The following is a 25011-nucleotide window of genomic DNA, read 5'->3' as shown; positions in this document are numbered from 1 at the left end:
AGATGAACACAGATGGACGCAGATGAAGAACACAGATAAAGACTCGATTCTCCCTCGGTTTATCTGCGTTCATCCCGTTCATCTGTGGTTCGATTTTCTCATTCTTCAAAACTCAACTGACAGGATTGGGCGTGACGCCCGGCTCACTGCTAGAGCCGCGCGAGCACGGCGTCGCCCATGCCTTGGGTGCCGACCTTGGTCTCGCCGGGCTGGCGGGTGGCGATGTCGCCGGTGCGGAAGCCGTCGGCGATGGTCTTGGCCACCGCGGCTTCGATCGCGTCGGCCGCTTCGATTTCCCCGAGCGAGAAACGCAGCAGCATGGCGAGTGATAGGATCTGGGCGATGGGGTTGGCGATGCCTTGGCCGGCGATGTCGGGAGCGGAGCCGCCGGAGGGTTCGTAGAGGCCGAAGTAGAGGCCGTCCTCGCGCTGTTTTCCTAACGAGGCGGACGGCAGCATGCCGAGCGAGCCGGAGATCATCGCCATTTCATCGGATAGAATGTCGCCGAACAGGTTTTCGGTGACGAGCACGTCGAACGAGCCGGGACGCTTGATGAGCTGCATGGCGGCGTTGTCCACATACATGTGCGAGAGCTGGACTTCGGGGAATTCCTTGGCGATCTCGATGACAGTCTCGCGCCAGAGGACGGAGGAGGCGAGCACGTTGGCCTTGTCCACGGAGAGCAGTTGTTTTTTCCGGCCCATGGCGGCGGTGAAGGCGACGCGGGCGATCCGCTGGATCTCGCTTTTTTGATAGACCATGGTGTCGAAGGCGACGGGCTCGCCGCCACGCTCCTCGCGGCCCTTCGGCGTGCCGAAATAGATGCCGCCGGTGAGCTCGCGGACGCAGAGCACGTCGAAGCCGTCGGCGATGAGTTCCTGTTTGACGGGGGATGCGTGGGTGAGCGCGGGCAGGCAGACGCCGGGGCGGAGGTTGGCGAAAAGGCCGAAGTGTTTGCGCAGCGGGAGCAGCGCGCCGCGTTCCGGTTGGATGTCGGGTGGCAGGGATTCCCATTTCGGTCCGCCGACGGAGCCGAAGAGGATCGCGTCCGCAGCCTCGCTGGCCGCGACGGTTTCCGGCGGAAGCGGGTGGCCGGTGGCATCGATGGCCGCGCCGCCGACGAGGTGCTCGCTGCGGGCGACGGTGAAGCCGAATTTGGCTTCGACGGCGTCAAGGAGGCGGAGGGACTCGGCCATGACTTCCGGGCCGATGCCGTCTCCGGCGAGGATGGTGATGCGATGACTGCGTGACATGCGCGGGAAAATGGCGGGCGATTCGGAAACTGGCAAGATGAAGAAGCGTGGATTGCGGTGAAAGGGGGATTGCCCGGCCCCCTCCCTTGTGGTAGTTTTCGACCATGAGTGTGAAGGAAATCAAAGAGCAACTGGCGACTCTTCCCAGGCGGGATCAAGATGAGGTAGTGGCCTATTTGTTCCACCTCAGGCACAGGGATGATCCGGATTACAATCGGGAGATAGACCGGCGGCTGGGTGATCGGAATTCCGGCAATTGGCTTTCCATCGATGATTTCGAGGCGCTTTTGGAGCGGAAAGGGGAGGATTGAGTGGAGCCGTATCGGGTATTTCTGCATCTCGACCTGCTGGAAGCCATTCCCGCCAATGGCAGGCAAAAGCAGCTGATCATGGAATTTGTGCATTTGTTGGCAAGGGAGCCGCAGACAACAGGCGATTATTCCCAACGTGATGAAAGCCAGCGCTCGCGGCAGGTGAAAATCGTGGGAGATTACGCAGTGACTTACTGGGTGGATGAGCCGGTGAAGACGGTGATGATCGTCGGTGCGCGCTTGGCGGATAGGTGATTGCGCCTAAGCCGAACCTTGGCTTGCGGAGTGCCCGCGATGGGATCATCGTCCGAACACTATGCAGGCCGTGACCGATCGCTTGAAGAATTTCCTCCAATACGTGGCCGTCAATCTGATCGACGAGCCCAGCCAGGCGCAGCTCAAGGTGGCGGAACTCGGACCCAAGCGGCTGCGGTTCAAACTCGTCCTCGCCAAGCCGGATGTGGCGATGCTCATCGGCAGGAACGGCTTCACGGCCTCGGCGGTCCGGGGTGTTTTAAAGGCGGCTGCCGAGCGGGAAGGGGTGCAGGTTTCGCTGCAAATCCACTCGCAGGAGGAAGAAGCGGAGCTCCTCGCCAAAGAAGGCGAGCCGTGAGTTCCATCAGGTCCCAGCCAGGCAGCCGGGGCAGTTCTGGGCGAAATGGCCGGGGTGGATTTCGTCGAGCGGCGGGGAAGTTTCCGTCAGGCAGAGCTCGGGATTTCCGAGACGGTTCCGCTGTTGGAACGAGCAACCTGCGGCCGGACGCGAGAGGTCGGGAGGCAGGCCGGGGATGGTGTAAAGCAGCTCGCCTTTCGGGTGGCTCGCGGGAATCGACTTCAACAACGAGCGGGTGTAGGCGTGCAGCGGTTGGCGGAAAAGGTCGGATTTCCCGGCGCTTTCGACGATCCGGCCGGCATACATCACGTTGATGTGGTCGCACATTTCGGAGACGACCGCCAGATCGTGGGTGATGAAAACCACGGCGGTGCCGAGTTGTTTCTGGCGGTCGCGGATGAGGTCGAGGACTTGCTTTTGCACGGTCACGTCGAGCGCGGTCGTCGGCTCGTCGCAGATGAGGAGTTCGGGCCGGGTGATGAGGGCCATGGCGATCATCACGCGCTGGCGCATGCCGCCGGAAAACTCGTGCGGATAGGAATGGATGCGTTTTTCGGGGTCGGGAATGCCGACTTCCGCGAGCGCGTCGATGGCGCGGTGGAGGGCTTCCTTGCCGGTGCAGTTTTCGTGCAGCGCGAGCGGTTCGGTGAGTTGCGCGCTCACTTTCATGAACGGGTTGAGCGAGGTCATCGGGTCCTGGAAAATCATCGAGATCCGCTTGCCGCGGATTTTGCGGAGCTGTTTCTCGGGAATTTTAAGAAGATCGACGCCGTCGAAAACCGCCTGCCCGCCGTGGATCCGGCCGGGCGGCTGGGGGATCAGGCCGAGCAGGGAATAACAGGTAACCGATTTCCCCGAGCCGGACTCGCCGACGATGCCGAGCGTCTCTCCGGGCTCGACGCTGAACGAGACGTTCTCCACCGCATGCACGACGCCGTTGCGGGTGTGAAAGCGGGTGGTGAGATTTCTGACGTCGAGCAAGGGCATGACCCGCGGACTTTCGCCGCTGCGGGAAAAAGTGCAAGCGCGCGGGTCACGGCCGGATCAAGCGCTCCTCGATCCAGCGGCCGACGTCGGAAAAAGCGCCGTTTTCCAAGGGTCGGCCCATGCCGAGCGCCAGCACCGGAACTTGCTCGCGGGTGTGGTCGGTGCCCGGATGGTAGGGGTCGTTGCCGTGGTCGGCGGTGAGAATCACCAGATCGCCGGGGAGAATCCGCCCGGTGAATTTTCCTAACCACTGGTCGAACTCGCGCAAGCATTCGGCGTAGCCCTCCGGATCGCGGCGGTGGCCGTGGAGCGAATCGAAATCCACCAGGTTGGCGAAAATGAAGTGCGGCTCGCCGCGCGGCTCCTGCCAGAGGCGTTCGATCACCGCCATTCCGTCCGCGTTCGACTTCGTCGGATACGATTCGGAGATCCCCAAGCCGGCGAAGATGTCGGAAATTTTCCCCACGCCGATGGTCGTCACCCCCGCCGCTTGCAGCCGGTTCAGCACCGTCTCGCCCGGCATCAGCGAGTAGTCGTGGCGGTTTCCGGTGCGTTTGAAATCCGCCGCCGAGTCTCCCAGAAACGGCCGCGCGATCACCCGGCCGATGCGGATGCCGTGCTCATCCAGCAGCGCCCGCGCCGTTTCACAAAGCTGCCACAAGCGCTCCAGTCCGAAGGCTCCCTCGTGCGCCGCGATCTGCAGCACGCTGTCCGCGCTGGTGTAGAGGATCGGCTTGCCGGTCCGCAGGTGTTGCTCGCCCAGTCGCGTCAGGATTTCGGTGCCGGAGGCGGCGATGTTGCCGATGAATTCCACCCGGCCACGCTTTTCCAACTCCGCGACCAGTCCGGACGGAAACGACGCGAAGGTCGCGAAGGCCTCGTCCGGCCCGCCGCCCATCAGCTCCCAGTGCCCGGTCGTCGTGTCCTTGCCCGCCGACTTTTCAGTGAGCCGCGCCCAGGATGCGGCGGGATGGATTTCCACGTCATCGGGTAGATTCAGAATTTCATGGAGCCCGAGTCGCGCGAGATTGGGCAGCGCGAATCCCGGAATCCTCGCGAACAAATGCCCGAGCGTGTCGGCGCCCGCATCGCCGTATTCCGCCGCGTCCGGCGCGTTGCCGCAGCCCACCGAATCCAAGACGACGCACAGGACGCGCTTCATGCGCTGGGTGAGTAGCGGTTGAAAGTCGGCGGGCGCAGGAAGCCGATCAGCGTCTGCCCTGATTTTCTCGCGAACTCAACCGCCAGCGAGCTCGGCGCGGAAATGGCCGCCACCGCCGGAATCCGCGCGGCCAGCGCCTTTTGCATGATCTCGAATGACAACCTGCCGGAAACTAGCAGAAGCGTGGATTTCAGGTCGATGCCGTTGAGCAAGGCGTGGCCGATCACCTTGTCCACCGCGTTGTGGCGGCCGATATCCTCGCGGAGAACGAGCAGCTCGCCATCAGCGGAAAAAATCCCCGCCGCGTGCAGTCCGCCGGTGGATTCGAAGGTCGTCTGCGCCGCGCGGAGTTTCGCCGGCGCGGCGAGGAGAACGGCGTCGGAAATTTCGATCCCGCGCGCGATCGGCGGGAAGTCGGTGAAGATCGCCTCCAGCGTCGCCTTGCCACAAAGCCCGCAGGAGGAGCCGGTGAAGAGATGCCGCGTCAGCCGCCCGAGGTCCACTGCCACTCCGTCGGCGAGGAACACCAGCACCCGGTTTTCCTCGGGCCGCGGCTCGATTTTCCGCAACTGATCCACCGATGAAACGATGCCCTCCGTCACGAGAAAGCCTGCGGCCAGCTCCTCGTCGTGGCCGGGAGTCCGCATCACGACCGCCACCGGGTGGCCGTCGAGACGGATTTCCAACGGCTCTTCCACCGCCACTTGGTCGTCGATCACGACGGCTCCGCCGGGCCGGTGCTGGATCAGCGAAATCGTTTGCGAAGCTTGCATTTCCGCGAGCTTTGTTAGCCGAGCTTCGCCAGGATTGCGTTGAAGGTCGGGCTCGGGCGCAGCGCGGCGGAGGCCAGTTCGTCGGACGGCATGTAGTAGCCGCCAATGTCCACGGGCCTGCCTTGCACGGCGAGAAGCTCCTCAACGATTTTGGATTCGTTAGCGGCGAGTTCCGCGGCGATCGGCGCGAACAAGGCGCTGAGTCCGCTGTTCTTGTCCTGCGCGGCCAGAGCCTGCGCCCAGTAGAGCGTCAGGTAGAAATGGCTGCCGCGGTTGTCGATGCCGGGGACTTTGCGGGCCGGGGATTTGTCCTCGATGAGGAATTTCCCGGTCGCCTCGTCGAGCGTGTCGGCGAGGATCTTGGCGCGGGCGATGTGGAAGGTTTCGCTGAGATGCTCCAAGGAAACCGCGAGGGCGAGGAACTCGCCGAGGGAATCCCAGCGGAGGTAGTTTTCCTGGGTGAACTGCTCGACGTGCTTCGGCGCGGAACCGCCGGCACCGGTCTCGAACAGCCCGCCGCCGTTCATGAGCGGGACGATGGAAAGCATCTTCGCGCTGGTGCCGAGTTCGAGGATCGGGAACAGGTCGGTGAGGTAGTCGCGCAGGACGTTGCCGGTGACGGAAATGGTGTCCTTGCCGTCTTTGAGCCGTTCGAGGGTGAACTGGGTGGCTTCCGCGGGAGCGAGAATCCGGATGTCGAGGCCGCTGGTGTCGTGGTCGGCGAGATAGCTCTTCACCTTGCCGATGATCTGCGAGTCGTGCGCGCGGTTTTCGTCCAGCCAGAAAACGGCGGGAGTCTGCGAGGCGCGGGCGCGGGTGACGGCGAGCTTCACCCAGTCGCGGATCGGCGCGTCCTTGGCCTGGCAGGCGCGCCAGATGTCGCCGGCTTCGACGGCATGCTGAAGCAGGACCTGGCCCGCGGCATCGACGACGCGGACGGTGCCGGTGCCGGCGATTTCAAAGGTCTTGTCGTGCGAGCCGTATTCCTCGGCGGCCTGCGCCATGAGGCCGACGTTCGGCACGGTGCCCATGGTTCTCGGGTCGAAAGCGCCGTGCTTTTTGCAGAAGTCGATGGTGGTTTGATAGACGCCGGCGTAGCTGCTGTCCGGGATGACGGCGAGGGTGTCCTGAAGCTTGCCCTGGGCGTCCCACATCTTGCCCGAGGAGCGGATCATGGCGGGCATCGAGGCGTCCACGATGACGTCGCTCGGGACGTGGAGGTTGGTGATGCCCTTGTCGGAATTGACCATCGCGAGCGCCGGGCCGGTGGCGTAGGCGGCTTGGATGTCGGCCTCGATCTCCGCCTTTTGGTCGGCGGGGAGGGTTTGGATCTTACTAACCAGATCGCCGAAGCCGTTCCGCAGATCCACGCCGAGCGCGGAGAAGGTGGCGGCGTGTTTGGTGAGGAGGTCCTTGAAGAAGACCTCGACGGCGTGGCCGAAAATGATCGGGTCGGAGACCTTCATCATGGTGGCTTTCAGGTGGATGGAGAACAGGACGTCGTCTTGTTTCGCCTTGGCGATTTGCTGTCCGAGGAACTCGACGAGGGCGGCCTTGTTGAGGACGGTGGCGTCGATGATTTCGCCGGGAAGGAGCGCGGTCTTTTCCTTGAGGACAGTGGCCGTGCCGTCCGAGGCGACAAACTCGATTTTCACGGTGGTCGCCTCGGACACGGTGAGGGATTTCTCGTTCGAGTAGAAATCATTGCCGCCCATCGTGCCGACGCTGGTCTTGGAATCGGCGGACCAGGCACCCATCGAGTGCGGGTTTTTGCGGGCGTATTCCTTGACCGCCTTGGGCGCGCGGCGGTCGGAATTACCCTCGCGGAGGACGGGATTCACGGCGCTGCCCTTGATCTTGTCGTAGCGGGCGCGGGTTTCCTTCTCGGCATCGGTCTTCGGGTCGGCGGGGAAATCGGGGATGTTGTAGCCCTTGGCCTGGAGCTCGGCGATGGCTTCCTTGAGCTGGGGCACGGACGCGCTGATGTTCGGCAGTTTGATGATGTTCGCGTCCGGTTGGGTGGCGAGCGCGCCGAGTTCCGCCAAGGCGTCGGGGACTTTTTGATCCGCAGTGAGATTCTCCGGAAATTTGGAAAGAATGCGGCCGGCCAGCGAGATGTCCCGGGTTTCCACCGCGATGCCGGATGGCTTGGTGAACGCCTGGACGATCGGCAAAAAGGAATAAGTCGCGAGAGCCGGCGCTTCGTCGGTCTTGGTGTAAATGATGGTGGGGACCTGGGGCATGATTTGGCGGGATGAAATTTCGGGCAGACGCTAAGGGCATCCGCTAGCCGCGGTCAAAAGCAATTGCTTCGCCAATTCGCGGTAGAAACGCCAAGGGCGAAATCCTTCGCGTGCAGGCGCTTGTGAATAACTTGGGCAAAGTGCCGGAATCCGGCGAATCTAGCGGATTTCAGGGTTGGCTAGGGCGGGGATTCCTTGATTTTCTAATGAGGACCGGGCCCGCGACCCGCTTGGAGTTATCACCACTGATCCGGGGGCTTTAAACGATTGATGGATCCGGTGGCTGCTGAAAATGAACGGGATAGGGAGTTGTGAATCGCTTGCTCGCACTTGTTGCCAAGTTATTCACAAGGCGTTCTGCGCCTTCCGGACAAGAAATCCGCAAGATCCGCGGCGGTGAGCGAACTTCAAAAATTCCTTCAGCAATCCGATGTGAACAACTTGGGGAAAGCTTCCTGTTCCACGCCGCGCGTCGCGCTGAAAACCTAGGAAACGAGCCATTCGCATCGCGATTTGTGGAACAATCCGGCGGAGGCTGGCGCGTCATCCCGGAGCCGCGCCGCGATGAGAGGCCGCATCCGGGGTTTCTGCGGATTCTTTGCACTTTACCCTTGGGCGCGATCCCTTCAGACAAGGAGCCCCGCCGCATGAAAATCATGGGGCGGATCATTCAAATCATTCAAATCATTCAAATCATTCAAATCATCCATCATGGACATCCAAATCGCCACCCTTTGTGACTTCGCCGCCGACTACAACGGCAAGCTCGTCATTTCCGGAACCTTCGACACCCTTGCCGCCCGCGCCGTGCCTGTGGTGCACCCGTCGTGCGCCCTCGCCATGCGTTTCTGCTTCACTCCGGAAGACGCGGGCCGCCACAAGCTCTCGATCAACATCATCAACGAGGACGGCGAATCGCTCGACCCGAACAACATGCCGATCGAGCCTGAGTTCGAAGTCGCGCTGCCGAAGAACGTTCCTTTCCTCACCCGCAACATCGTCATGAACCTGCAAGGCCTCCGCTTCGAGGAAGCCGGCATCTACTCCATCGACATCGGTTGCGACGGCGAGATCCTCGTCCGCCTGCCACTCCGCATCGTCCAGGTCTCGCAAGGACCTAACGGCGAAACCCAAATCGGCTGATCCCCGGACCGGTTTTCATTCAGCGCGCCACGGGTCAGCCGACCTGCGGAGCGTTTTTCATTTTCCGCCGGGCGAACCATTTGCGGATTTCCTCGACCCACAGCACGCTGCTGGCCACCGCGCCGATGAGGAAAAAGTGAGTGGCCGAGATCGACACGGTGTGGAACAGTCGGTTCATCGGCGCGGTGTAAACCACGGCGAGCTGGAGCAGGTTCGCGAGCACCAGCCCGCCTAGCAGCCAGCGGTTACGGAGGAGGCCGAGCCGCAGCGCCGAGCGGGTGGCGCTCTCGCAGTTCAGCGCGTTGAACCACTGGCAGACGGCGAGCAGGGTGAAGGTCTCGGTTTGCACCACGGCGAAGGGCGCGCCGGTCGAGAGCCGCCAGATGAAGTAGCCCAACGTGGCGGCGGCGGAGGTGGGCACCATCACGGCCATGCGGCGCAAAATGGCGCGGGTGATGAGCGGCTCGCCGGTGCGGATGGGCTTGCGCGTCATTTCATCCCCCTCGGGCCCTTCCATCACGAGATTGATCGTGAGCGTGCCTTCGGTGATGAGGTTGATCCACAAGATCTGCACGGCGGCCAGCGGCAGCGGATAGCCGAATAACAGGGCGCCGAGCAGGACGATGACCTCGTCGAGCGAGGTCGCGAACAGGAACAGCAAGAGCTTCTGGATGTTGCTGTAAACGAGCCGCCCTTGCTCGACGGCGCTCACGATGGTGGCGAAATTATCATCCGTGATCATGATCTTGGCCGCCTCTTTCGCCACCTCGGTGCCGGTGATTCCCATGGCCACGCCCACATCCGCGCGGGCGAGCGCGGGCGCGTCGTTCACTCCGTCGCCGGTCATCGCCACGACGTGGTTCCGTGCTTGGAACGCTTCGACGATGCGGAGTTTCTGCGCGGGATGCACCCGCGCGAAAACCGCGATGTGGTCAAGGTTCGCCGCGAGGTTGTGCTCCGACATTTCCTGCAGCTCGCGCCCGTCCACCGCCCGGTCGTGCGCGTCCGCCATGCCGAGCATGCGGGCGATCGCCAGGCCGGTCGCCTTGTGGTCGCCCGTCACCATCACCGGTCGGATGCCAGCGGCACGGCATTCGGCGACGGCGGCTTTCACCTCCTCGCGCGGCGGGTCCATTTGCCCGACGAAGCCGAGGAAAACGGCCCGACCGCCGAACTGCTCAAAGCCCGCGTCCTCGTCAATCGTCGATGACTCGACCATCGCGACGGCCAGCAAGCGCAACGATTGATCCGCCATCTGCTCGGCGACTGACAGAAACTTCCGGCGCTTGCTTTCATTGAGCGGCCGCATCTCGTCGCCATGCCGGGCGTGACCGCAGAGCGGCATCAGCATCTCGGGCGCGCCTTTGATGAAAATCCGGTTAGGCCCGCGCTTGTGGCCGTGTTGGGTGGCCATAAGCTTGGCGTCGGGGTCGAATGGGATCTCCGCGCGGCGCGGCCATTCATGATGAAGCCGCGCGGGCTCGACGCAGCCCTTGAGCGCCACGGTGAGCAGCGCCGCTTCCGTGGGATCGCCTAACGCCCGCCAGCGGGACTCCTCGGAGGTAGGAGGCACGAGTTGGGAATCGTTGCACAGCACGCCGGCTTCCAGGATGAGGCGCAGCGCGGAATCTCCCGCGGGCGAGAGCTCTTTGCCATCGGAGACCAAGCTGCCCGCAGGCGTGTATCCGGAGCCGGAAACCTCGACCTCGCGGCCGTCCGGCAGCCAGAGCGCGGTGACGGTCATTTCGTTCTTGGTCAGCGTGCCGGTCTTGTCGGTGCAGATGATACTGGTGGCTCCGAGCGTCTCGACGGCCGCCAGCCTGCGCACGATGGCACCCTTCGCGGCGATGCGCTGCATGCCCACGGCCAGGCCGATCGTGAGCGCCACCGGCAGGCCTTCCGGCACCAGCGAGACGGTCTGGCTCATGGCGACCATTAGAATTTCCGTCAACGGCATCCCCCGCAGCATTCCGGCGACGATCACCAGCGCGAACAAGCCGACGGATGCCAGCACCAGCTGGCGGCCGAACTGGTCCATGCGGATTTCCAGCGGGGTTTTCGGCTCCTCGGCGGCGGTGGTGATGGTGGCGATTTTTCCCACTTCGGTGGCGAGTCCGGTCGCCACCACCAGTGCCTTGCCGCGCCCGGCGGTGATGTGGGTTTCGGAGAAAACCATGTTGCGGCGATCCGCTAGCAGCGTGTCTTCCGGCAAGGGGCCGGCGTGTTTCAGCACCGGCAGGGACTCGCCGGTGAGCGCGGCTTCGGACGCTTCGAGCGCGGCGGCTTCCAGCAGGCGCGCGTCCGCCCCCACCGCGTCTCCGGCTGCCAACACGATCACATCGCCCGGCACCAGGTCGCGCGCCTCGATCATCCGCGCCTCGCCATCCCGCAGGACGCGCACATGCAGTGAGGAAAGCCGCCGAAGCGATTCCATCGACCGCTCCGCCCGTCCTTCCTGAAACGCGCCGATCAGCGAATTGACGATGACGACCACGAGGATGACTCCCGCGTCCTCATGCTTGCCCAGCGCGAAGGCCAGCACGGCGGCGGCGAAGAGCACGTAAATCAACGGGCTGGTGAACTGCCGCAGAAACACGCGCCACCAGGATTCCCGCTCCTCTTCAGGCAGCGAATTCGCGCCATGCCGCGCGAGGCGCAGCGCGGACTCCTCGGAAGTCAGGCCCAGAGCCGGATCGCCGCCGATCTCGCGACAGGCGTCCGCAGCGGGCATCTGATGCCAGGCCAGGGTGGGGGAGTTCATCGTCCGCCATGCATCATCGCCGAATCTCCGGATGGATGCGAGGCCTGAGTTTGCTGACTGTGGCGTCGCTCTGTGAGCGACGCTACATGGCGTATCTTTGGCGGCCCCGTCTGAATGACAAATGCGCTGTGCTGCGCCATGAACTGGGATAGCTTCGCAAGACGCTGCCCGGAGTTCCCTCGGAGCGTCGAGATTGGGGCCAGTCAATCGGAAACGTTCGCGTGAAGTTTGCTGATGGGCACTCGGAGTTCTGGACACGGCTAGGCCGTTGCATCGATGTCCGACGATCAGATACCGGATTGGTCGGTTGGTCTCGCTACACCAGCCGGAACTCGTATGGGGAGCCAGTGAACAGCGTTCTCCGCGTGATGGTATCGACCAGTGAGTGGAGAGATTTTCAGGCCGGGCCGTTTATCGAGGACTGGCTATTTGTGGATCATGACGCAGCGGTCATCATTAGATCACGCGGGCGTCACGGGCCATCACACATTCACAAGTTTTCACTGAAGACTGGCAGACTCATCGATCATGCCAAGGGAATTGGGAGATACGAAGACACTCCAGAATGGGCCAAGTGTGGCCCCCATGTCCTGGCGGCAGATGCGCGAGTAATACCGTCTCTATCGCAGCGGCTTTCCAGAGAGCAGCATCATGCGATCCGTGGCTTGGAATGGCAACAAGCCGGAGAACTCGGCGTAGAGATCGATGCTGTGGCCGACGTCGCACACCATGAGAAACGGCGGGCGGCCCTCGGCGACGGGGAGCGAGGTGATGTAGCCGCGGCCTTGGTGGAAGGCGCGCTCAAGGGCGCAGTCGAAGACGTAGAGGTTTTTCGCGGGATCGGCGGAGGTGGGATCGGGGCGCGGGACTTCGAGGATGTCGCAGAGTTCGGAGAGGAACATCTGGTAGTTCGCGCGCTCGGCGGCGCCGGAATTTTACCAGCGGGTGATGAAGGATTCGATGGCGTCCGGCGGCATGGACGGAGCCTAGCGGATGGAGGCGGCGGGGGAAGTTGAATGTGGAGTGACGTTGCGAAGGCCGAAGTGGTTGTTGAGAGTGCCGAAGTGGTCGTTGCTAAGGGCTAAGCGACCATTGCTTAGGGTTAAATGCTCGTTGCTAAGGTCGAAGTGGTCATTGCTAAGGTCGAAGTGGTCATTGCTAAGGCCGACGCAGTCGTTGAGAGGGGAGGGGTAAGATTTCCAGAATTTCGCCACCCGCGCGGCGAAAGAACTCGATCCGGGCAAGCCGCTGCTGGTTTACTGCCGCAGCGGCCGCCGCAGCGCGGAAGCCGCCGCCGCCCTCGTCAAACTCGGATTCGCCGACGTCCGCAACTTGGAGGGCGGCATCCTCGCCTGGGGAAAAAGCCGGCAAGCCGATCGTCAAGCCCGAGTAATTCCATCCATTCCATGAAGTTTCCATTCCTGAAATCCAGCGCGCGCTGCTGGATCGCCGTCGTCTGCATCCTCGCCACGGGTTTCCCGTCCAGCGCCTACGCCCAGCTCGGTGCCTTGAAAAAGGCGGTGGCGGGTGAGGAACCCGCGAAAGCCGCCGCCCCCGAAAAACCCGAGGACGCCCGCAAACGCCTCGAACAATGGCATCAGGAAGCCCGCGACGCCCTCGCGAAATTGGACATGCCCGGTGCCGAGGCCGCGCTCCCCGCCGGCATCACCCCGGCGGAACTCGACGACCGCCGCCGCGATCTCGAACAGATGGCGCTCACCGCCACTCGCTCGATCAAAAATTTCACCGTCATCGCGGACGCCCGCAAGACGCTCGAAGCCTCCCGCGCCGAGGATACCGCATGGACCGGTTTCAAGGAATCTCCTCCCTACTCGCTGCTGATGATCGACGAGCTGCTCAACGAGCGCGACGCGGTCAAAGCGAAACTCACCTCCAACGAATCCTCGCTTTCCAACCTCGAAAGCCTCCTCTCCGGCACCGTCGGGGAAACCAAGGCTGCGGAAGACGCGGTCAACGGGTGGATCGTGGCGGTGCAAAACGCCGGCGACGGCAAGACCGAGGCGGCCAAGTGGCGGCTTGAAGCCGCGCGCACCAAAGCCCGCCTGCTCGCCGCCCGCGCCGGCATGCTGCAGAACGCCCGCGGCAGCCTCAACGATCTCATCGCCGCCGCCAAAATCGACCTCGCCCTGCTCGACCGCAAGGTGAAGATCGCCCGCACCGACGCCAGCCTCAGCGAGGACGACATCGCGCGGATTTCGAAAATCTCCGACGAGCGGAAAAATGAAGCGCAGAAGGAAATCCGCGAGATTTCCAAAGGCCTCAAGGCGGCGACGACCACCCGTGCCCAGGCGCAGGCCGCCCACAACGCCCTTGTCGCAACGGCCTTCCCGGGCAAGGAGCCGGAAGGTTTGCAGCTCGCCAAGTTCCGCGTGGAAGTCGCTGAGAACCGCATCGACGGGATTCAGTCGATGATCGAGAGCCTTGAAACCCTCATCCAATTGGAAAACGTCGGCTGCAAGGCGCATCAGGACCGCAAGTTGCTGGTCAACGCCGCCAATCTCGAGGAGCGGACCAAGTTCCTTGGCTCGATCAAGCTGTCCCACGACCGCCTCAGCGCTTTGGAAAACGTGATCGGCAACGACATTTCCACCTGCGGCGCGGACCTCAGCAAACTCGAAGCCCGCGCCGCGTCGATTTCCTCGGACGATCCCCGCTACGCGCTGGTCAACCAACAGCGCGCCACCGCCAGCGAAAAACTCGCCATGCTCCAGCGCGTCGAGCAGGCGGTGGTCGCGCAACAGCGGCTGGTCAAACGTTGGATCGCCGAGCACTCACCCAAGCCCGGCGAGGCCAAACTTTTCAAGCGGATCTCCGCCATCAGCGGCACGGCTTGGGAAACCGTTAAAAAAATCTGGGCCTTCGAAGTGATGACGTTCGAGGAAAAGGTGGAGATCGACGGCGAGACGCTCACCGGCAAGATCCCGGTCACCCTCGGCATGTTGCTGCGGGCGTTGTTGTTTTTCCTCATCGGTTACTGGATCGCAGCGAGGATCGCTAACCGCATCCAGGCCGGCCTCGTCACCCGCGGCCACATCGCGGAAGCCCAAGCCAAGACGCTGCGCAACTGGGCGATGATCGTGGTCGGCGTGTTCCTCGCCATCGGCACGCTGGCGTTTTTGAAAATCCCGCTCACCGTCTTCGCCTTCTTCGGCGGCGCGCTCGCCATCGGTTTGGGTTTCGGCACCCAGACGCTGATCAAGAATTTCATCAGCGGCATCATCGTGCTGGCCGAGCGCAAGGTCCGCGTCGGCGACATCCTCGATGTGGACGGCATCATCGGCACGGTTGTCGAGGTCAACACCCGCTCATCAGTCATCCGCGGCGCGGACGATGTGGAGACGATGATTCCCAACTCGCTGTTTCTCGAAAACCGTGTGACTAACTGGACGCTCTCGAGCTCGAAAATGCGCCGCAGCCTCCGCGTCGGAGTCGCCTACGGCACTGAGCCGCAAACCGTGATGGAGATCCTCACCGAGTCCGCCGCGCGCCACGGATTGATCTGCAAGCATCCCGAGTCCTTCGCGATTTTCGAGGACTTCGGGGACAACGCGCTCGTTTTCAGCCTCTACTTCTGGATTGAGCTCGGCGGCAGCACCAGTCCCATGGTCGTCATCAGCGACCTGCGCCTGATGATCGAGAAGCGTTTCTCGGAAGCGGGAATCGGCATCCCGTTCCCGCAGCGCGAAATGCACCTCACCACCGACCAGCCGATCCAAGTGCAAGTTTCCAACCCGCCGGCATGAACGACGCCCACTGGATGAATCTCGCGCTGGAGGAGGCGCGCAAGGGAGTCGGCAAAACCGCGCCGAACCCGCCCGTCGGCGCGGTCATCGTGAAGAACGGCGAGCTGCTAGGAAAAGGCTGGCACCGCGCCGCCGGCCAGCCGCACGCCGAGCGCGAGGCGCTGGCGGACGCCGCCGGCAAAGACGTTCGCGGCGCGACGATTTACATCACGCTCGAACCCTGCTCCACCCACGGCCGCACGCCGCCGTGCACGCAGGGTTTGATAGACGCCGGAATCGCCCGCGTGGTTTACGCCGCCGTGGACCGGAATCCGGACCACGCCGGTCGCGCGGACGCCCTGTTGCAAGCCGCCGGCATCGAAGTGGTTTCCGGTGTCTGCCGCGAGGACGCGGAGAAACTCCTCCGGCCGTTTTTCAAAGTCCGCGACACGGGATTGCCATGGGTCATCTGGAAATCCGCGATGAGCCTCGACGGCCGCATCACCCGCCCGCCCGGCGAAGGCCAGTGGCTAACGGGCGAACTCGCCCGCGCCGACGTCCAGAAACTCCGCGCCACCGTGGACGCCATCCTCACCAGCGGCGAGACCGTCCGCCGCGACAAGCCCGCTCTAACTATCCGCGTCCCCGAGCTCCTCGCCGGACGCCAGCAACCGTGGCGCGTCGTCGTTTCAGGCCGCCCGGAAACCTTGTCGCTCGACGAATCGATGGAGCGCACCCTCATCCGCCCGCGCGGCGACCTCGCGGAAATCCTGCGCAACCTCGCAAGCGAGCAAGGCGTGCTCTCGCTGATGATCGAAGCCGGCGGCGTCTTTTCCGCCGCCATGTTCGAGGCCGGCCTGGTCGATGAAGTCGTCGTCTATTACGCGCCCATCCTCTGCGGCGGCCCCTCGCCCGGCCTCGCCGGAGCGGGCTTGCGCGAGTCGCTGCATTTGAAAGAAATCGATTTCCAACAGTTTGGAAATGATCTCCGGCTGCGCGGCATCGTAAGAACTTAGGGCGTTCACACGCAACTTAGGGCGTTCACACGCCGTGCAGCGCGCCGAGGATGCGGCGGGACTCGTCCTCGGTGAAGCGGGTGCCACGCCGCAGTTTGCTGGCGAGGGTGTGGGAATTCACCCCCGAGAGGCGGGCGAGTTTGGAGAGGTTGAGCAGTGGCGCGAGGCGGGAGATTTCCTCGGCGGCGAGGTCGGGCTCGGGAATGGGGTCGTTGTGCTTGGTGGCACTGGCCAACCAAGCTTCGGCTGCATCCTCGATCATAGCGGCGGCTTCGGGATAAGTGTCTCCATGGCTGATGCAGCCGGGAAGTGCGGGCACGTTGGCGATGTAAGCCTGGTCCTCCTCAGACCAGTGGATTTTGACGAGGTATTTCATGGGATGGTGGTTTAGCGGAGAAAGTCACGGATTTGGCTGACGTAGATCGGTTTGATGAGGTTACCATGTTTCGGCAGGGTAATCCGGCGGCCGTCCGGGTGGCGGTATACCTGATGGCTGCCGGTCCCGAGGTCCCAGACGAATCCGGCACGCTCAAGAACGGAAACGGCTTCGGCGAAGGTCACGTTGTGGACTTGGTCCGGGTTCATGATTTTCGCCTTCAGCCTCTCCGCCTTGCCCATGGGAAGAGATTGAACAAATTCTTGTGCGACGCAAGGGCGTTGAACAATTTTTTGTGCGGATCCAAGCTCCCGGTAATTTCGGTTGATCTTTTCGATTCCGACCATTCGATGGGGAGCACACCGCCCCGCATGTCCACGCCCGATTTCAAAGCCAAGCTCCGCGAGGTGCCCCACCAGCCCGGGGTTTACCTGATGAAGGATCGTCTCGGCCTGGTCATTTACGTCGGCAAGGCGCTCGATTTGAAACGCCGCGTCTCGTCGTATTTCATGGCCTCCCAGAAAATGCGGGCGGACGTGAAAACCCGCGCGCTGATCGACTCGATCCACGATTTCGAGTTCCACACCGTCCGCAACGAGGAGGAGTCGCTGGTGCTCGAGTCCAAGCTCATCAAGGACTACCTGCCGCGCTACAACATCGCCCTCCGCGACGACAAACGCTTTTACTTCGTCAAAATCCGGCTCGCCGAGCCCTGGCCGCGCTTCGTGACCACGCGGATGAAGAAGGACGACGGCTGCCGTTATTTCGGGCCGTTTCCGCATTCCAGCGCGCTGCTCGGCACGCTCGAATGGCTCAACCGCAGCTTCGGCCTGCGCGTCTGCCGCACGCACCAGCCCGGCGAGTCGGACTACAAACACTGCAACGCCGACGTCATCCGTAACTGCTCGGCTCCCTGCATCGGCCGCATCAGCCGCGAGGACTACTTCGCGAAAATCGAGGAGGCCTGCCGCGTGTTAGACGGCAAGGGCAAGCGCGAGGTTTTCGATGCCCTCCGCGAGGAAATGACCGCCGCCGCCGACCAGCTGGATTTCGAAAAAGCCGCCAAGTTCCGCGACATCCTCCAGAACCTCGAAAAAACCCTCCGCCCGTCCCGCCAGTTCAGCCGCGGCCTCGGCATCCAGACGACGGTCCGGCCCGCCGAGGATCTGGCGGAACTCGGCGAGGAGCTCCACCTCGCCGGACCGCCGCGCGTCATGGAGTGCTTCGACATCTCCAACGTCTCGTCCAACCACATCGTCGCCTCGATGGTGCGCTTCACCGACGGCAAGCCGGACAACAAGAACTACCGCCGCTACCGCATCCGCACGGTCGAGGGCCAGGACGACTTCGCCTCCATGGCGGAGGTCATCCGCCGCCGCTACTCGCGCATCCTGATGGAAAACAACGCCGCCAACCCCGACGCGGAATTCTCCCAGGAAAATCCAACAGACGCCCAGCGCCGCCTCGCCCGCGACGGCCGCGCGAAAATCGTCCTGCCGGACCTCGTCATCGTGGACGGCGGGAAAGGCCAGCTCGGCATGGCCGTTAGGGAGCTGCGGGCCCTCGGCTTGCACGACCTGCCGGTCGTCGGCCTCGCCAAGCAGCACGAGGAGATCTTCGTCCCCGGCCGCGGCGAATCCATCCGCATCCCGCATGACCGCGGCGCGCTCAAGCTGCTCCAGCGCATCCGCGACGAGGCCCACCGCTTCGCCAACGGCTACAACTCGCTGCTCTACCGCCGCCGGATGAAGGAGAGCCTGCTCGACGACTGCCCCGGCATGTCGGCTAACAAAAAGCGGCTCCTGTTGGAGAAATTCGGCAGTGTCGCCCGCCTGAAAAAGACCCCGGCCGGCGAGATCGCCAAGCTCCCCGGCATCTCCGAAAAAGCCGCCACCACGATCATCGAGTTCCTCAACCGTGACGGTTGAATCACTCGCAAGCTTTCCGCTCACACGGGGCCGCTGAGGAGATTGAGCATTTCGCCCCCGCAATGCGTGAATAAGGCCCGCCTCATTTCCTGTTAGTCTGGAGAGGTTTTCGTTCTGCCGCAAATCATTGTAAATCAATCGTCTTAACCGAATTCTTCAAGCCTGTTTTCGGTTATGTCAATCTCTCTCGGTTCCGTCGGAACTGTCCTGCCCTTACCGACTCGCTGTGGCTTGAAGCGGGCATCCGCCGGTGTCTCTTACTTTCCCAAAGCGGGCGCGACTTTCTTCAGGATCTCACCGAACGCCATGATACCGAAATTCTCCTGACCACCTTCTTCGAGAGCCTCAAGAGCAAGCGCCGCCTTGCCGGCGAGCTCATCCTCACCGGCTCCAACTCCTACTCGGGCGGCACCAATATATACGGGGGACTCGTCCAGTTCACCAGCGCCGACAATCTCGGATCGGGCGAGCTCCACTTCGCGAACGGCGGCACCTTGCAGTGGGCGGCGGGAAACACAGCGGACATTTCGGCCCGCCTCTATTTCGCACTGACCGGCGACTCCTCCGCGACTTTCGATACCAACGGGAACAACGTCATTTTCGCGTCGAACTTCATCAACAAGAACTCGCTGATCAAGGAGGGACTCGGCAACCTCACTCTAACGGGAACCCATAGTGGCGGCATCAAGATAAAGCATGGAGCCCTGACTATCGGAGCGACCGGCGCGGTCTCGGCCGGGTCCTCATATGTCGGGGATACCAACGGAGACGTGGGCGCGCTGCAGTTCTCTGGCGGCTCGCTTTCAAGCGGAGCAGGAATTCTCGGAAACGCCGCCGGAAGTCAGGGGACCGCCACGGTAACCAGTGGGTCTTGGACGAATTCCGGCAACCTCTTTGTCGGCTTCAGCGGCGCCGGAACCCTGCTGATCAATGGCGGCACGGTCTCCAATACGATCGGCTACATCGGCTACTGGAGCGGCAGTGAGGGCAGCGCCACCGTGACCAGTGGCAGTTGGACGAATTCGAACGACCTCTATGTTGGCGACAGGGGCACGGGCAGCCTGCTCGTCGATGGAGGTCTGGTGAACGGCTCACTTGCCTCCACCGCAGTCAACGTCCAGTCCGGCGGCTTCGGCGGTATCGGCGGTTTGGGCGGAAATCTCACCCTCGCCAGCGGCACCACCCTCGTCCTTGGGGTTGCCGCCACCGCGATCAATGGCCCGGTGGTCGCGGGAACTTCCACCCTCAGCGGCAGCATCACCGTCTCGCCCGTCCGCAGCGGCGGCACGCTGGTGCCCGGCACCTACACAGTGCTCGCCTTCAGCGGCAGCCTGCTCGGCTCGCCCGCCTTCACCTGGTCCGATCCCGCCGGGCAACTCCGCGCCACCTCGTTCACCACCACCGCCAACGAAGTGCAAGTGACCTTGGAGACCGATCCCCAAGCCGCGCTGAACGCTTGGAGGCAGTTGCATTTCGGCAGCATCGACAACACCGGCGACGGCGCGGACCTCAATGACTTCGACCACGACGGCCTCGTCAACCTCGTCGAATTCGCCTTCGGCCTGGACCCGACACAGAACAGCGCCGGCCAGCTACCCGAAGCCCAGCGCATCGGCGGAAATCTGATCACCACCTTCTCCACGCCCGCCGGCGTCAGCGGCATCATCTACGGCGCGGAATCCAGCACCACCCTCCACGCCGGTGACTGGCAACGCGTCCCCGACACCGGCAGCGCGCCCGAGCACCTCTTCAGCACACCCATCAGCGGCGACCGCAAGTTCCTGCGCCTGACCGTGGTTCCCAGCCCCTTGTGACAAGGGAGCGTCGGCATTCTGCCGATTGAGGGAGCGTCGGCATTCTGCCGATTGAGTGCGGGCGACATGCTGTCGCCCGTTCTTGCCAGGAGCGGCGGACAGAATGTCCCCGGCACATAGCGTTCCGAATGAACGCGCTCCTTGCCCGTTTTCCTCGACTCCTCCCGCAAAATCCTCCAGAACATGCACTTCGCGCAAACCGCGCGTCCGTTTTCCATTCCGCGCGTCACCGCAATGGTGCTCTGCCGGGCTGAATCGAAGGCATTCCCTCGACTCAGCCACCACATGAAAACCATCCCCGTCCTGCGGGCGCTTGCGCTCGTCCTTGCCCCACCTCCACGGCGCTGCACGCGCAGGTGCCGCAGATCCTCAGCTACCAGGGCCGCGTCGCCGTGGGCACCGTAAACTTCAACGGCTCCGGCGCGTTCAAGTTCGCGCTCGTCAATGCCGCCGGCAGCACCACCTACTGGAGCAACGACGGCAGCAGCTCCGCCGGCTCGCAGCCGACGGCGGCGGTCTCGCTCCCCGTCACCAAGGGCCTCTACTCGGTGCTGCTCGGCGACACTTCGCTCGCGAACATGACGGCCATCCCGACCACCGTCTTCGCCAACTCCGACGTGCGGCTGCGGGTGTGGTTTGACGACGGAGCAAACGGCTCGCAACTCCTCACGCCCGACCAGCGGCTCGCGGCGGTGGGCTATGCGATGGTGGCGGGCGGGCTGGCACCCGGCGCGACGACCCCGGCGAGCGCGTTGACGGGAACGATCACGGGTGGCCAGCTCGCCTCCGACCTCACGCTAAGCGGCACCACGACGGGCACCTTCAGTGGCGACGGCTCCGGGCTGAGGAATCTACCGTCCAGCGCGAACACTTCCGAGCCTCCCACCAACGTGTTTCCGGCACAGGGGATGGTGTGGATCAAACCGGGGACCTTCCTGATGGGCTGCCGCGTCGGCGAGTTGGGGCGTTCGACGAATGAAACCCAGCACCCGGTGATCCTGACCAAGGGCTTCTGGATGGGGGTGCATGAGGTGACCCAGGCGGAATACGTGGCGGTGATCGGGTCGAACCCGAGCTATTTCCAAACTCCCAACGTCGTGACAAATGACACGAACCGCCCGGTGGAGCAGCTCTCCTGGACTTCCGCAGTGGCGTATTGCACGGCGCTGACGACGGCTGAGCGGACCGCAGGGCGAATCCCTGCCACCTGGGAATATCGGCTGCCTACCGAGGCGGAGTGGGAGTATTGCTGCCGGGCCGGGGCGCGCACCACGCGTTTTGGCTACGGGGACGATCTGGCCGCCACCTCGCTGGGCGATTACGCATGGTATTCCGCAAACAGCGGCAACACGACCCTTCCGGTGGAGCAAAAACGGCCGAATGCGTGGAGGCTGATGGATATGCACGGGAACGTGTTTGAGTGGTGCTTGGACTCGACGGATGGGGGGGATTACCCCGGTGGGAGCGCGGCTGTCACCGATCCGCGAAGTGTTACGGGCTCCTACCGCGTGCTGCGCGGCGGCGGCTGGCGCAGCAGCGCCAGCAACGCGCGCTGTGCCCGCCGCGACTACGCCCGCCCGGACAACGCCAACAGCTACTACGGCTTCCGGGCTGTTCTGGCCCCAGGTCAGTGAGCTGAACGGTAGCGGAGCTGCCCGGAGCAGGCGTGGCAAGAGAGGGACGAACGCCGCCTGACTGCGGAGAGGCAGTGGAGCGAGAAATATAAGATGACCGATGAACCGATAGAGAAGACAGCCCCGCGCAGCGGACGGAATTTTTTCCGTGCAAACGGCCATGAGCCATCCACTTGAATGCAACTGAAAATGTTCACCATTCCGATCAAAAACGTCAACGAAGCGGAAGCCGAGATGAATGCTTTTCTGCGCGGTCATCGGGTTCTGGGGGTGAAGAAGGCGGATGAACATCGAACATCGAACATCGAACATCGAACTTCCAACGTTGAACATCGAATTAAGAAATCATCCGCCGCCGCTTATTCTCCGACCATTGCGAGCACCCGGCTTTCGAGAGCTTTGTCCACGAAGAAGCCCGCGTCGCGGCGGAGCTTGTCGATCTCGTTGTGCAGCGATGCAATGGAGCCTACGTGTTTTGCCGCGATGAGAACACCTAGCACACCGATGGTGCGTATACCCACGCTTGCGGCGCATTGCCGGCCTTCCTTTTCATCCATCAACACGGCATCGGCAGTGATGGACAAGGCCAGTCGCAGAGCTTCGGTTTCTCCCGCATCAAGTCCGCGAAGCTCGGCAGGGAAAGGGGCGGACACCGGCAGGGGCATTTCCTTCAACCATCCGGTCCGCACGGCTTCCGAGAGCGCCGCTTGGGCTGAGGGAACATCCAAAGCGGTCAGTTCGCGCGCCACGGCGGGCGGCATCCAGACTTCGGCAAATTGCTCACGCAGGAGCGCCAGCCTGCCGATGATCGCCAGATTTGACAAAGGCGAGGTGTCACTGACCACGAGCATAAGCGAGATCGGCCTGCAGCTCGGTATCCGTATAGTGGCGTGCGATGCCGCGACGCCCGATCTCCTGACCGAAGGCGATCTTCGGCATTCCGGCCAGTTCCGCCGCCTTGCCCAGGCTCAACACGTCCCGTGTATACAGGCCGCACGCGATTTCAAGCAACAGGTAGCCCTTGCGCTCCTGCTCCGGGATGGGAAGCGCCGCCAGCACATCATCTGGAATGTCGAGAGTCACACTCATGGCGGACGCTAACCCGCAAACATCCACCCGTCAACGCCAGCCCAGCCCCGTCTTCCGAAGATTGCATCACCGTCCCTCATTCCACAACCCGTCACTCCGCTGCCATGAAACCAACACCCCGTCTCCTGCCCGCCTTGTTCCTCACCCTGCTCACCGCCGCCGCCCACGCCGGCCCGCGCAGCTCGACGAACTACAGCATCCCCACTGACACCACCGACGCCGGAGGCAAGCGTGCCACGAGCGCCAGTTACACCCATGACGGCAGCGTGGGCGGAGTGGTCGGCATTTCCACCGTCGCCACACCTGCGGAGACCGCGAAGAACGGCTACCTCGGCCAGCTCACCGAAGTGACCGCCCTGCAACTCGCCGCCGCGCCGACGAGGGTGAACGAAACCGCCACTCTCGGCCTGACCGTGCTCGACAGCATCCCGGACAACTTCGGCAGCTACGCCGGAGACAATCTCGCCGACGACTGGCAGTTCGGCCACTTCGGTTTGGATAACCCGCTCGCCGCCCCGAACCTCGATCCCGATGGCGACGGCCAGAACAACGCCTTTGAGGAAATCGCCGGGCTGGTCCCGACCGATCCGCTCTCGCGTTTCCTCATCACCATCTCCCCGGTCCCCGGCCAGGCGACGCAGAAACGGGTTGTGTTTGATCCCGTCGTCGCCGGCCGCAGTTACACCGTGAAAACCAGCCCCGATCTCGCCGCCGCCTCATGGACTACGCTCGCCGGCAGCACGAGCAGCGACAACGGCAGCCAGCGCACCGTCACCGACACGAGCGCCAGCGAGACGAAGAAGTTCTACACGGTGGAGATTGTGAAACCGTGAGGAACAAGGAGGGGCGATGCATGATCGCCCTGTCCATGAGATGACCATGCAAAGCGCTTCGCTCGCCTCATTGGCTCTCCATGGGCATTGGCGGACGCGTTCCGCCGCTCCGGAGGCGCGGATGCATGAATCACCCGACCAGGTGCGCGCCTTGCGACGGCCGCGAGGCGAAGATCTGGGGCTTGATGCCGGTGGCCTTTTCGTATTCCGCGCCGAGTGTGGCGGCGATTTCCGAGGCTTTGCGGGACTCGCAGAGGGTGACGGTGGAGCCGCCGAAGCCGCCGCCGGTCATGCGGGTGCCGATGACGCCGCCGTTGCGACCGATCTTGCGGGCGATCTCGACCATGATGTCGAGCTCCTTGCAGGAGACTTCGAAGTCGTCGCGCAGCGAGTCGTGGCTGGCGGCCATCAGCGGGCCGAGCGTTTCGAAATCGTTTCTCGCAAGCGCGGCGGCGGCGGCGATGGTGCGGGAAATTTCCCCGACGACGTGGCGGGCGCGGCGGTTAACCGGGTCACCGAGCTTTTCCCAGTTGGCCTGCACGTTGGCCGCGGTGACGTCGCGCCAGGAGGCCTTGCCGAGAATGGCGAGGCCGTCTTCGGTGTGCTTGCGGCGGGCGGCGTAGCCTCCGTCGGAAAGCTCGTGGTGGACCATCGTGTTCGAGATCAGGACGGTGAGGTCGGGATTTTCGAAGGGGACGAGTTCGGGTTCGCCGGTCTGGCAGTCGATGAGGACGAGGCGGTTGGGCTTGCCGAAGGCGGAGGCGAACTGGTCCATGATGCCGCAGGGGACGTGGGCGAAGTCGTGCTCGGCTTTCTGGCAGAGCAGGGCTTTTTCCTTGGTGTCGAGGACGGTGTCCAGCAGACCTTCGAGGAAAGTGGCGGTCGCACATTCGAGTGCGGCGGAGGACGACAAGCCCGCGCCGCCGGGAATGGAGGAGAGGATGTAGGCGTCGAATCCGGGGATGTGGTGGCCGCGGTCCTGGAAGCCGCGGATCACGCCGCGCAGGTAGTTCGCCCACTTCGGCTCGCTGATTTGCTGCGGCTGGGTGAGGTCGAGGGTGACGACTTCCTCGCTGATCGCAGAGGTGATGCGGGCTTGCGAGGTGCCGTTGGCGCAGCCGGCGATGACGATGTAGCGGTCGATCGCGAAGGGCATGACGAAGCCGTCGCAATAGTCGATGTGCTCGCCGATGAGGTTGACGCGTCCGGGCGCGGCGGCGGTGATGGTGACCTTGGCTTGGAGCCGGCTGGCGAGTCCGGCAGCGGCGTCATTTACAAGATCGCTGAGGTTTGGATTGATCTGGAGCATGGGCATTTGGAGATTGGGGTCGC

24 protein-coding genes and 1 pseudogene are annotated in these 25011 nt (G+C 63.3%); 12 read left to right on the top strand and 13 right to left on the bottom strand.

Translation table 11 applies throughout. The annotated features are described in order from the left end of the window. Window positions 1-149: 149 nt before the first annotated feature. Window positions 150-1253, bottom strand: coding sequence for a 3-isopropylmalate dehydrogenase (gene leuB, locus AC4DF4_RS00985; RefSeq protein ID WP_490046237.1), 1104 nt, complete (start codon window positions 1251-1253; stop codon window positions 150-152). A gap of 104 nt (window positions 1254-1357) precedes the next feature. Between leuB and AC4DF4_RS00980 the strand changes: the two genes are divergently transcribed. The 3 genes from AC4DF4_RS00980 (at window position 1358) to AC4DF4_RS00970 (ending at window position 2177) form a co-directional block, all read left to right on the top strand. Then, a complete protein-coding gene (locus AC4DF4_RS00980; protein WP_490046236.1) occupies window positions 1358-1564 on the top strand; it encodes a hypothetical protein in 207 nt (68 codons plus the stop codon). After that, window positions 1565-1819 carry a hypothetical protein gene (locus AC4DF4_RS00975; RefSeq protein WP_490046235.1) on the top strand — a complete coding sequence of 85 codons (255 nt, stop codon included), beginning with the start codon at window positions 1565-1567 and terminating at the stop codon, window positions 1817-1819. A 61-nt stretch (window positions 1820-1880) separates the two neighbouring features. After that, the gene (locus tag AC4DF4_RS00970; protein ID WP_490046234.1) at window positions 1881-2177 is read left to right on the top strand and encodes a KH domain-containing protein; all 297 of its coding nucleotides are present in this window, start codon (window positions 1881-1883) and stop codon (window positions 2175-2177) included. A 6-nt stretch (window positions 2178-2183) separates the two neighbouring features. On the opposite strand, the gene AC4DF4_RS00965 is transcribed toward AC4DF4_RS00970, so the two are convergent. The 4 genes from AC4DF4_RS00965 to AC4DF4_RS00950 are packed head-to-tail and all read right to left on the bottom strand — an operon-like array spanning window position 2184 to window position 7342. Continuing rightward, window positions 2184-3164 carry an ABC transporter ATP-binding protein gene (locus AC4DF4_RS00965; RefSeq protein WP_490046233.1) on the bottom strand — a complete coding sequence of 327 codons (981 nt, stop codon included), beginning with the start codon at window positions 3162-3164 and terminating at the stop codon, window positions 2184-2186. Between the two features lie 46 nt (window positions 3165-3210). Further along, window positions 3211-4326 (bottom strand): phosphopentomutase, encoded by a 1116-nt coding sequence (locus AC4DF4_RS00960; protein WP_490046232.1) that lies wholly within the window; start codon window positions 4324-4326, stop codon window positions 3211-3213. Further along, on the bottom strand, window positions 4323-5099 hold the full coding sequence (fdhD, locus tag AC4DF4_RS00955) for a formate dehydrogenase accessory sulfurtransferase FdhD (protein WP_490046231.1): 777 nt from the start codon (window positions 5097-5099) through the stop codon (window positions 4323-4325). Before fdhD ends, AC4DF4_RS00960 begins: the two co-directional genes overlap by 4 nt. Before the next feature lie 14 nt (window positions 5100-5113). Beyond that, window positions 5114-7342 carry an NADP-dependent isocitrate dehydrogenase gene (locus AC4DF4_RS00950; RefSeq protein ID WP_490046230.1) on the bottom strand — a complete coding sequence of 743 codons (2229 nt, stop codon included), beginning with the start codon at window positions 7340-7342 and terminating at the stop codon, window positions 5114-5116. A gap of 320 nt (window positions 7343-7662) precedes the next feature. On the opposite strand from AC4DF4_RS00950, the gene AC4DF4_RS00945 reads away from it, so the two are divergent. Both AC4DF4_RS00945 and AC4DF4_RS00940 read left to right on the top strand, forming a co-directional pair. Next, window positions 7663-8082, top strand: coding sequence for a hypothetical protein (locus tag AC4DF4_RS00945; RefSeq protein ID WP_490046229.1), 420 nt, complete (start codon window positions 7663-7665; stop codon window positions 8080-8082). After that, window positions 8054-8485, top strand: coding sequence for a DUF6941 family protein (locus tag AC4DF4_RS00940; RefSeq protein ID WP_490046228.1), 432 nt, complete (start codon window positions 8054-8056; stop codon window positions 8483-8485). The genes AC4DF4_RS00945 and AC4DF4_RS00940 overlap by 29 nt, the downstream gene beginning before the upstream one ends. Window positions 8486-8519: 34 nt before the next feature. Here AC4DF4_RS00940 and AC4DF4_RS00935 read toward each other — a convergent pair whose 3' ends face one another. Next, on the bottom strand, window positions 8520-11246 hold the full coding sequence (locus tag AC4DF4_RS00935) for a cation-translocating P-type ATPase (protein ID WP_490046227.1): 2727 nt from the start codon (window positions 11244-11246) through the stop codon (window positions 8520-8522). A gap of 620 nt (window positions 11247-11866) precedes the next feature. Beyond that, a pseudogene (locus AC4DF4_RS00930) lies at window positions 11867-12160 on the bottom strand (hypothetical protein); the annotation flags it as partial. A 334-nt stretch (window positions 12161-12494) separates the two neighbouring features. Here AC4DF4_RS00930 and AC4DF4_RS00925 point away from each other — a divergent pair. From AC4DF4_RS00925 to ribD, 3 genes are read left to right on the top strand one after another with little or no spacing between them, the layout of a single operon-like run. After that, the gene (locus AC4DF4_RS00925) at window positions 12495-12656 is read left to right on the top strand and encodes a rhodanese-like domain-containing protein (protein ID WP_490046271.1); all 162 of its coding nucleotides are present in this window, start codon (window positions 12495-12497) and stop codon (window positions 12654-12656) included. After that, on the top strand, window positions 12653-15010 hold the full coding sequence (locus tag AC4DF4_RS00920) for a mechanosensitive ion channel family protein (RefSeq protein ID WP_490046226.1): 2358 nt from the start codon (window positions 12653-12655) through the stop codon (window positions 15008-15010). Before AC4DF4_RS00925 ends, AC4DF4_RS00920 begins: the two co-directional genes overlap by 4 nt. Next, window positions 15007-16005 carry a bifunctional diaminohydroxyphosphoribosylaminopyrimidine deaminase/5-amino-6-(5-phosphoribosylamino)uracil reductase RibD gene (gene ribD, locus AC4DF4_RS00915; protein WP_490046225.1) on the top strand — a complete coding sequence of 333 codons (999 nt, stop codon included), beginning with the start codon at window positions 15007-15009 and terminating at the stop codon, window positions 16003-16005. Before AC4DF4_RS00920 ends, ribD begins: the two co-directional genes overlap by 4 nt. 25 nt (window positions 16006-16030) lie before the next feature. Here the strand turns inward: ribD and AC4DF4_RS00910 are convergent, their stop codons facing one another. Together AC4DF4_RS00910 and AC4DF4_RS00905 are read right to left on the bottom strand one after the other, a co-directional pair. After that, a complete protein-coding gene (locus tag AC4DF4_RS00910) occupies window positions 16031-16381 on the bottom strand; it encodes a type II toxin-antitoxin system HicB family antitoxin (protein WP_490046224.1) in 351 nt (116 codons plus the stop codon). A gap of 11 nt (window positions 16382-16392) precedes the next feature. After that, window positions 16393-16590 carry a type II toxin-antitoxin system HicA family toxin gene (locus tag AC4DF4_RS00905; RefSeq protein ID WP_490046223.1) on the bottom strand — a complete coding sequence of 66 codons (198 nt, stop codon included), beginning with the start codon at window positions 16588-16590 and terminating at the stop codon, window positions 16393-16395. A gap of 162 nt (window positions 16591-16752) precedes the next feature. Between AC4DF4_RS00905 and AC4DF4_RS00900 the strand changes: the two genes are divergently transcribed. Next, entirely contained in the window at window positions 16753-18309 is a 1557-nt protein-coding gene (locus tag AC4DF4_RS00900; RefSeq protein WP_490046222.1) for an excinuclease ABC subunit UvrC, read from the top strand. A 257-nt stretch (window positions 18310-18566) separates the two neighbouring features. On the opposite strand, the gene AC4DF4_RS00895 is transcribed toward AC4DF4_RS00900, so the two are convergent. Further along, window positions 18567-18785 (bottom strand): hypothetical protein, encoded by a 219-nt coding sequence (locus tag AC4DF4_RS00895; RefSeq protein WP_490046221.1) that lies wholly within the window; start codon window positions 18783-18785, stop codon window positions 18567-18569. On the opposite strand from AC4DF4_RS00895, the gene AC4DF4_RS00890 reads away from it, so the two are divergent. Continuing rightward, complete coding sequence (locus AC4DF4_RS00890) at window positions 18687-20123, top strand: hypothetical protein (RefSeq protein WP_490046270.1); 1437 nt, start codon at window positions 18687-18689, stop codon at window positions 20121-20123. The two genes, AC4DF4_RS00895 and AC4DF4_RS00890, sit on opposite strands and share 99 nt — an antisense overlap. Before the next feature lie 356 nt (window positions 20124-20479). After that, complete coding sequence (locus AC4DF4_RS00885) at window positions 20480-21757, top strand: formylglycine-generating enzyme family protein (RefSeq protein WP_490046220.1); 1278 nt, start codon at window positions 20480-20482, stop codon at window positions 21755-21757. A 359-nt stretch (window positions 21758-22116) separates the two neighbouring features. Here the strand turns inward: AC4DF4_RS00885 and AC4DF4_RS00880 are convergent, their stop codons facing one another. Then, on the bottom strand, window positions 22117-22608 hold the full coding sequence (locus AC4DF4_RS00880; protein WP_490046219.1) for a PIN domain-containing protein: 492 nt from the start codon (window positions 22606-22608) through the stop codon (window positions 22117-22119). Next, on the bottom strand, window positions 22592-22846 hold the full coding sequence (locus AC4DF4_RS00875) for a UPF0175 family protein (protein WP_490046218.1): 255 nt from the start codon (window positions 22844-22846) through the stop codon (window positions 22592-22594). Before AC4DF4_RS00875 ends, AC4DF4_RS00880 begins: the two co-directional genes overlap by 17 nt. Before the next feature lie 104 nt (window positions 22847-22950). Between AC4DF4_RS00875 and AC4DF4_RS00870 the strand changes: the two genes are divergently transcribed. After that, window positions 22951-23679: a hypothetical protein gene (locus tag AC4DF4_RS00870; RefSeq protein WP_490046217.1), complete on the top strand. Its 729-nt coding sequence runs from the start codon at window positions 22951-22953 to the stop codon at window positions 23677-23679. 130 nt (window positions 23680-23809) lie between these two features. Here the strand turns inward: AC4DF4_RS00870 and galK are convergent, their stop codons facing one another. After that, window positions 23810-24988 (bottom strand): galactokinase, encoded by a 1179-nt coding sequence (gene galK, locus AC4DF4_RS00865; protein ID WP_490046216.1) that lies wholly within the window; start codon window positions 24986-24988, stop codon window positions 23810-23812. Window positions 24989-25011: the final 23 nt, after the last annotated feature.

Source organism: Luteolibacter sp. (genome assembly GCF_058122085.1).
Note: the sequence above shows the minus strand (reverse complement) of the source record. Positions and strands in the feature narration are given on the sequence as shown.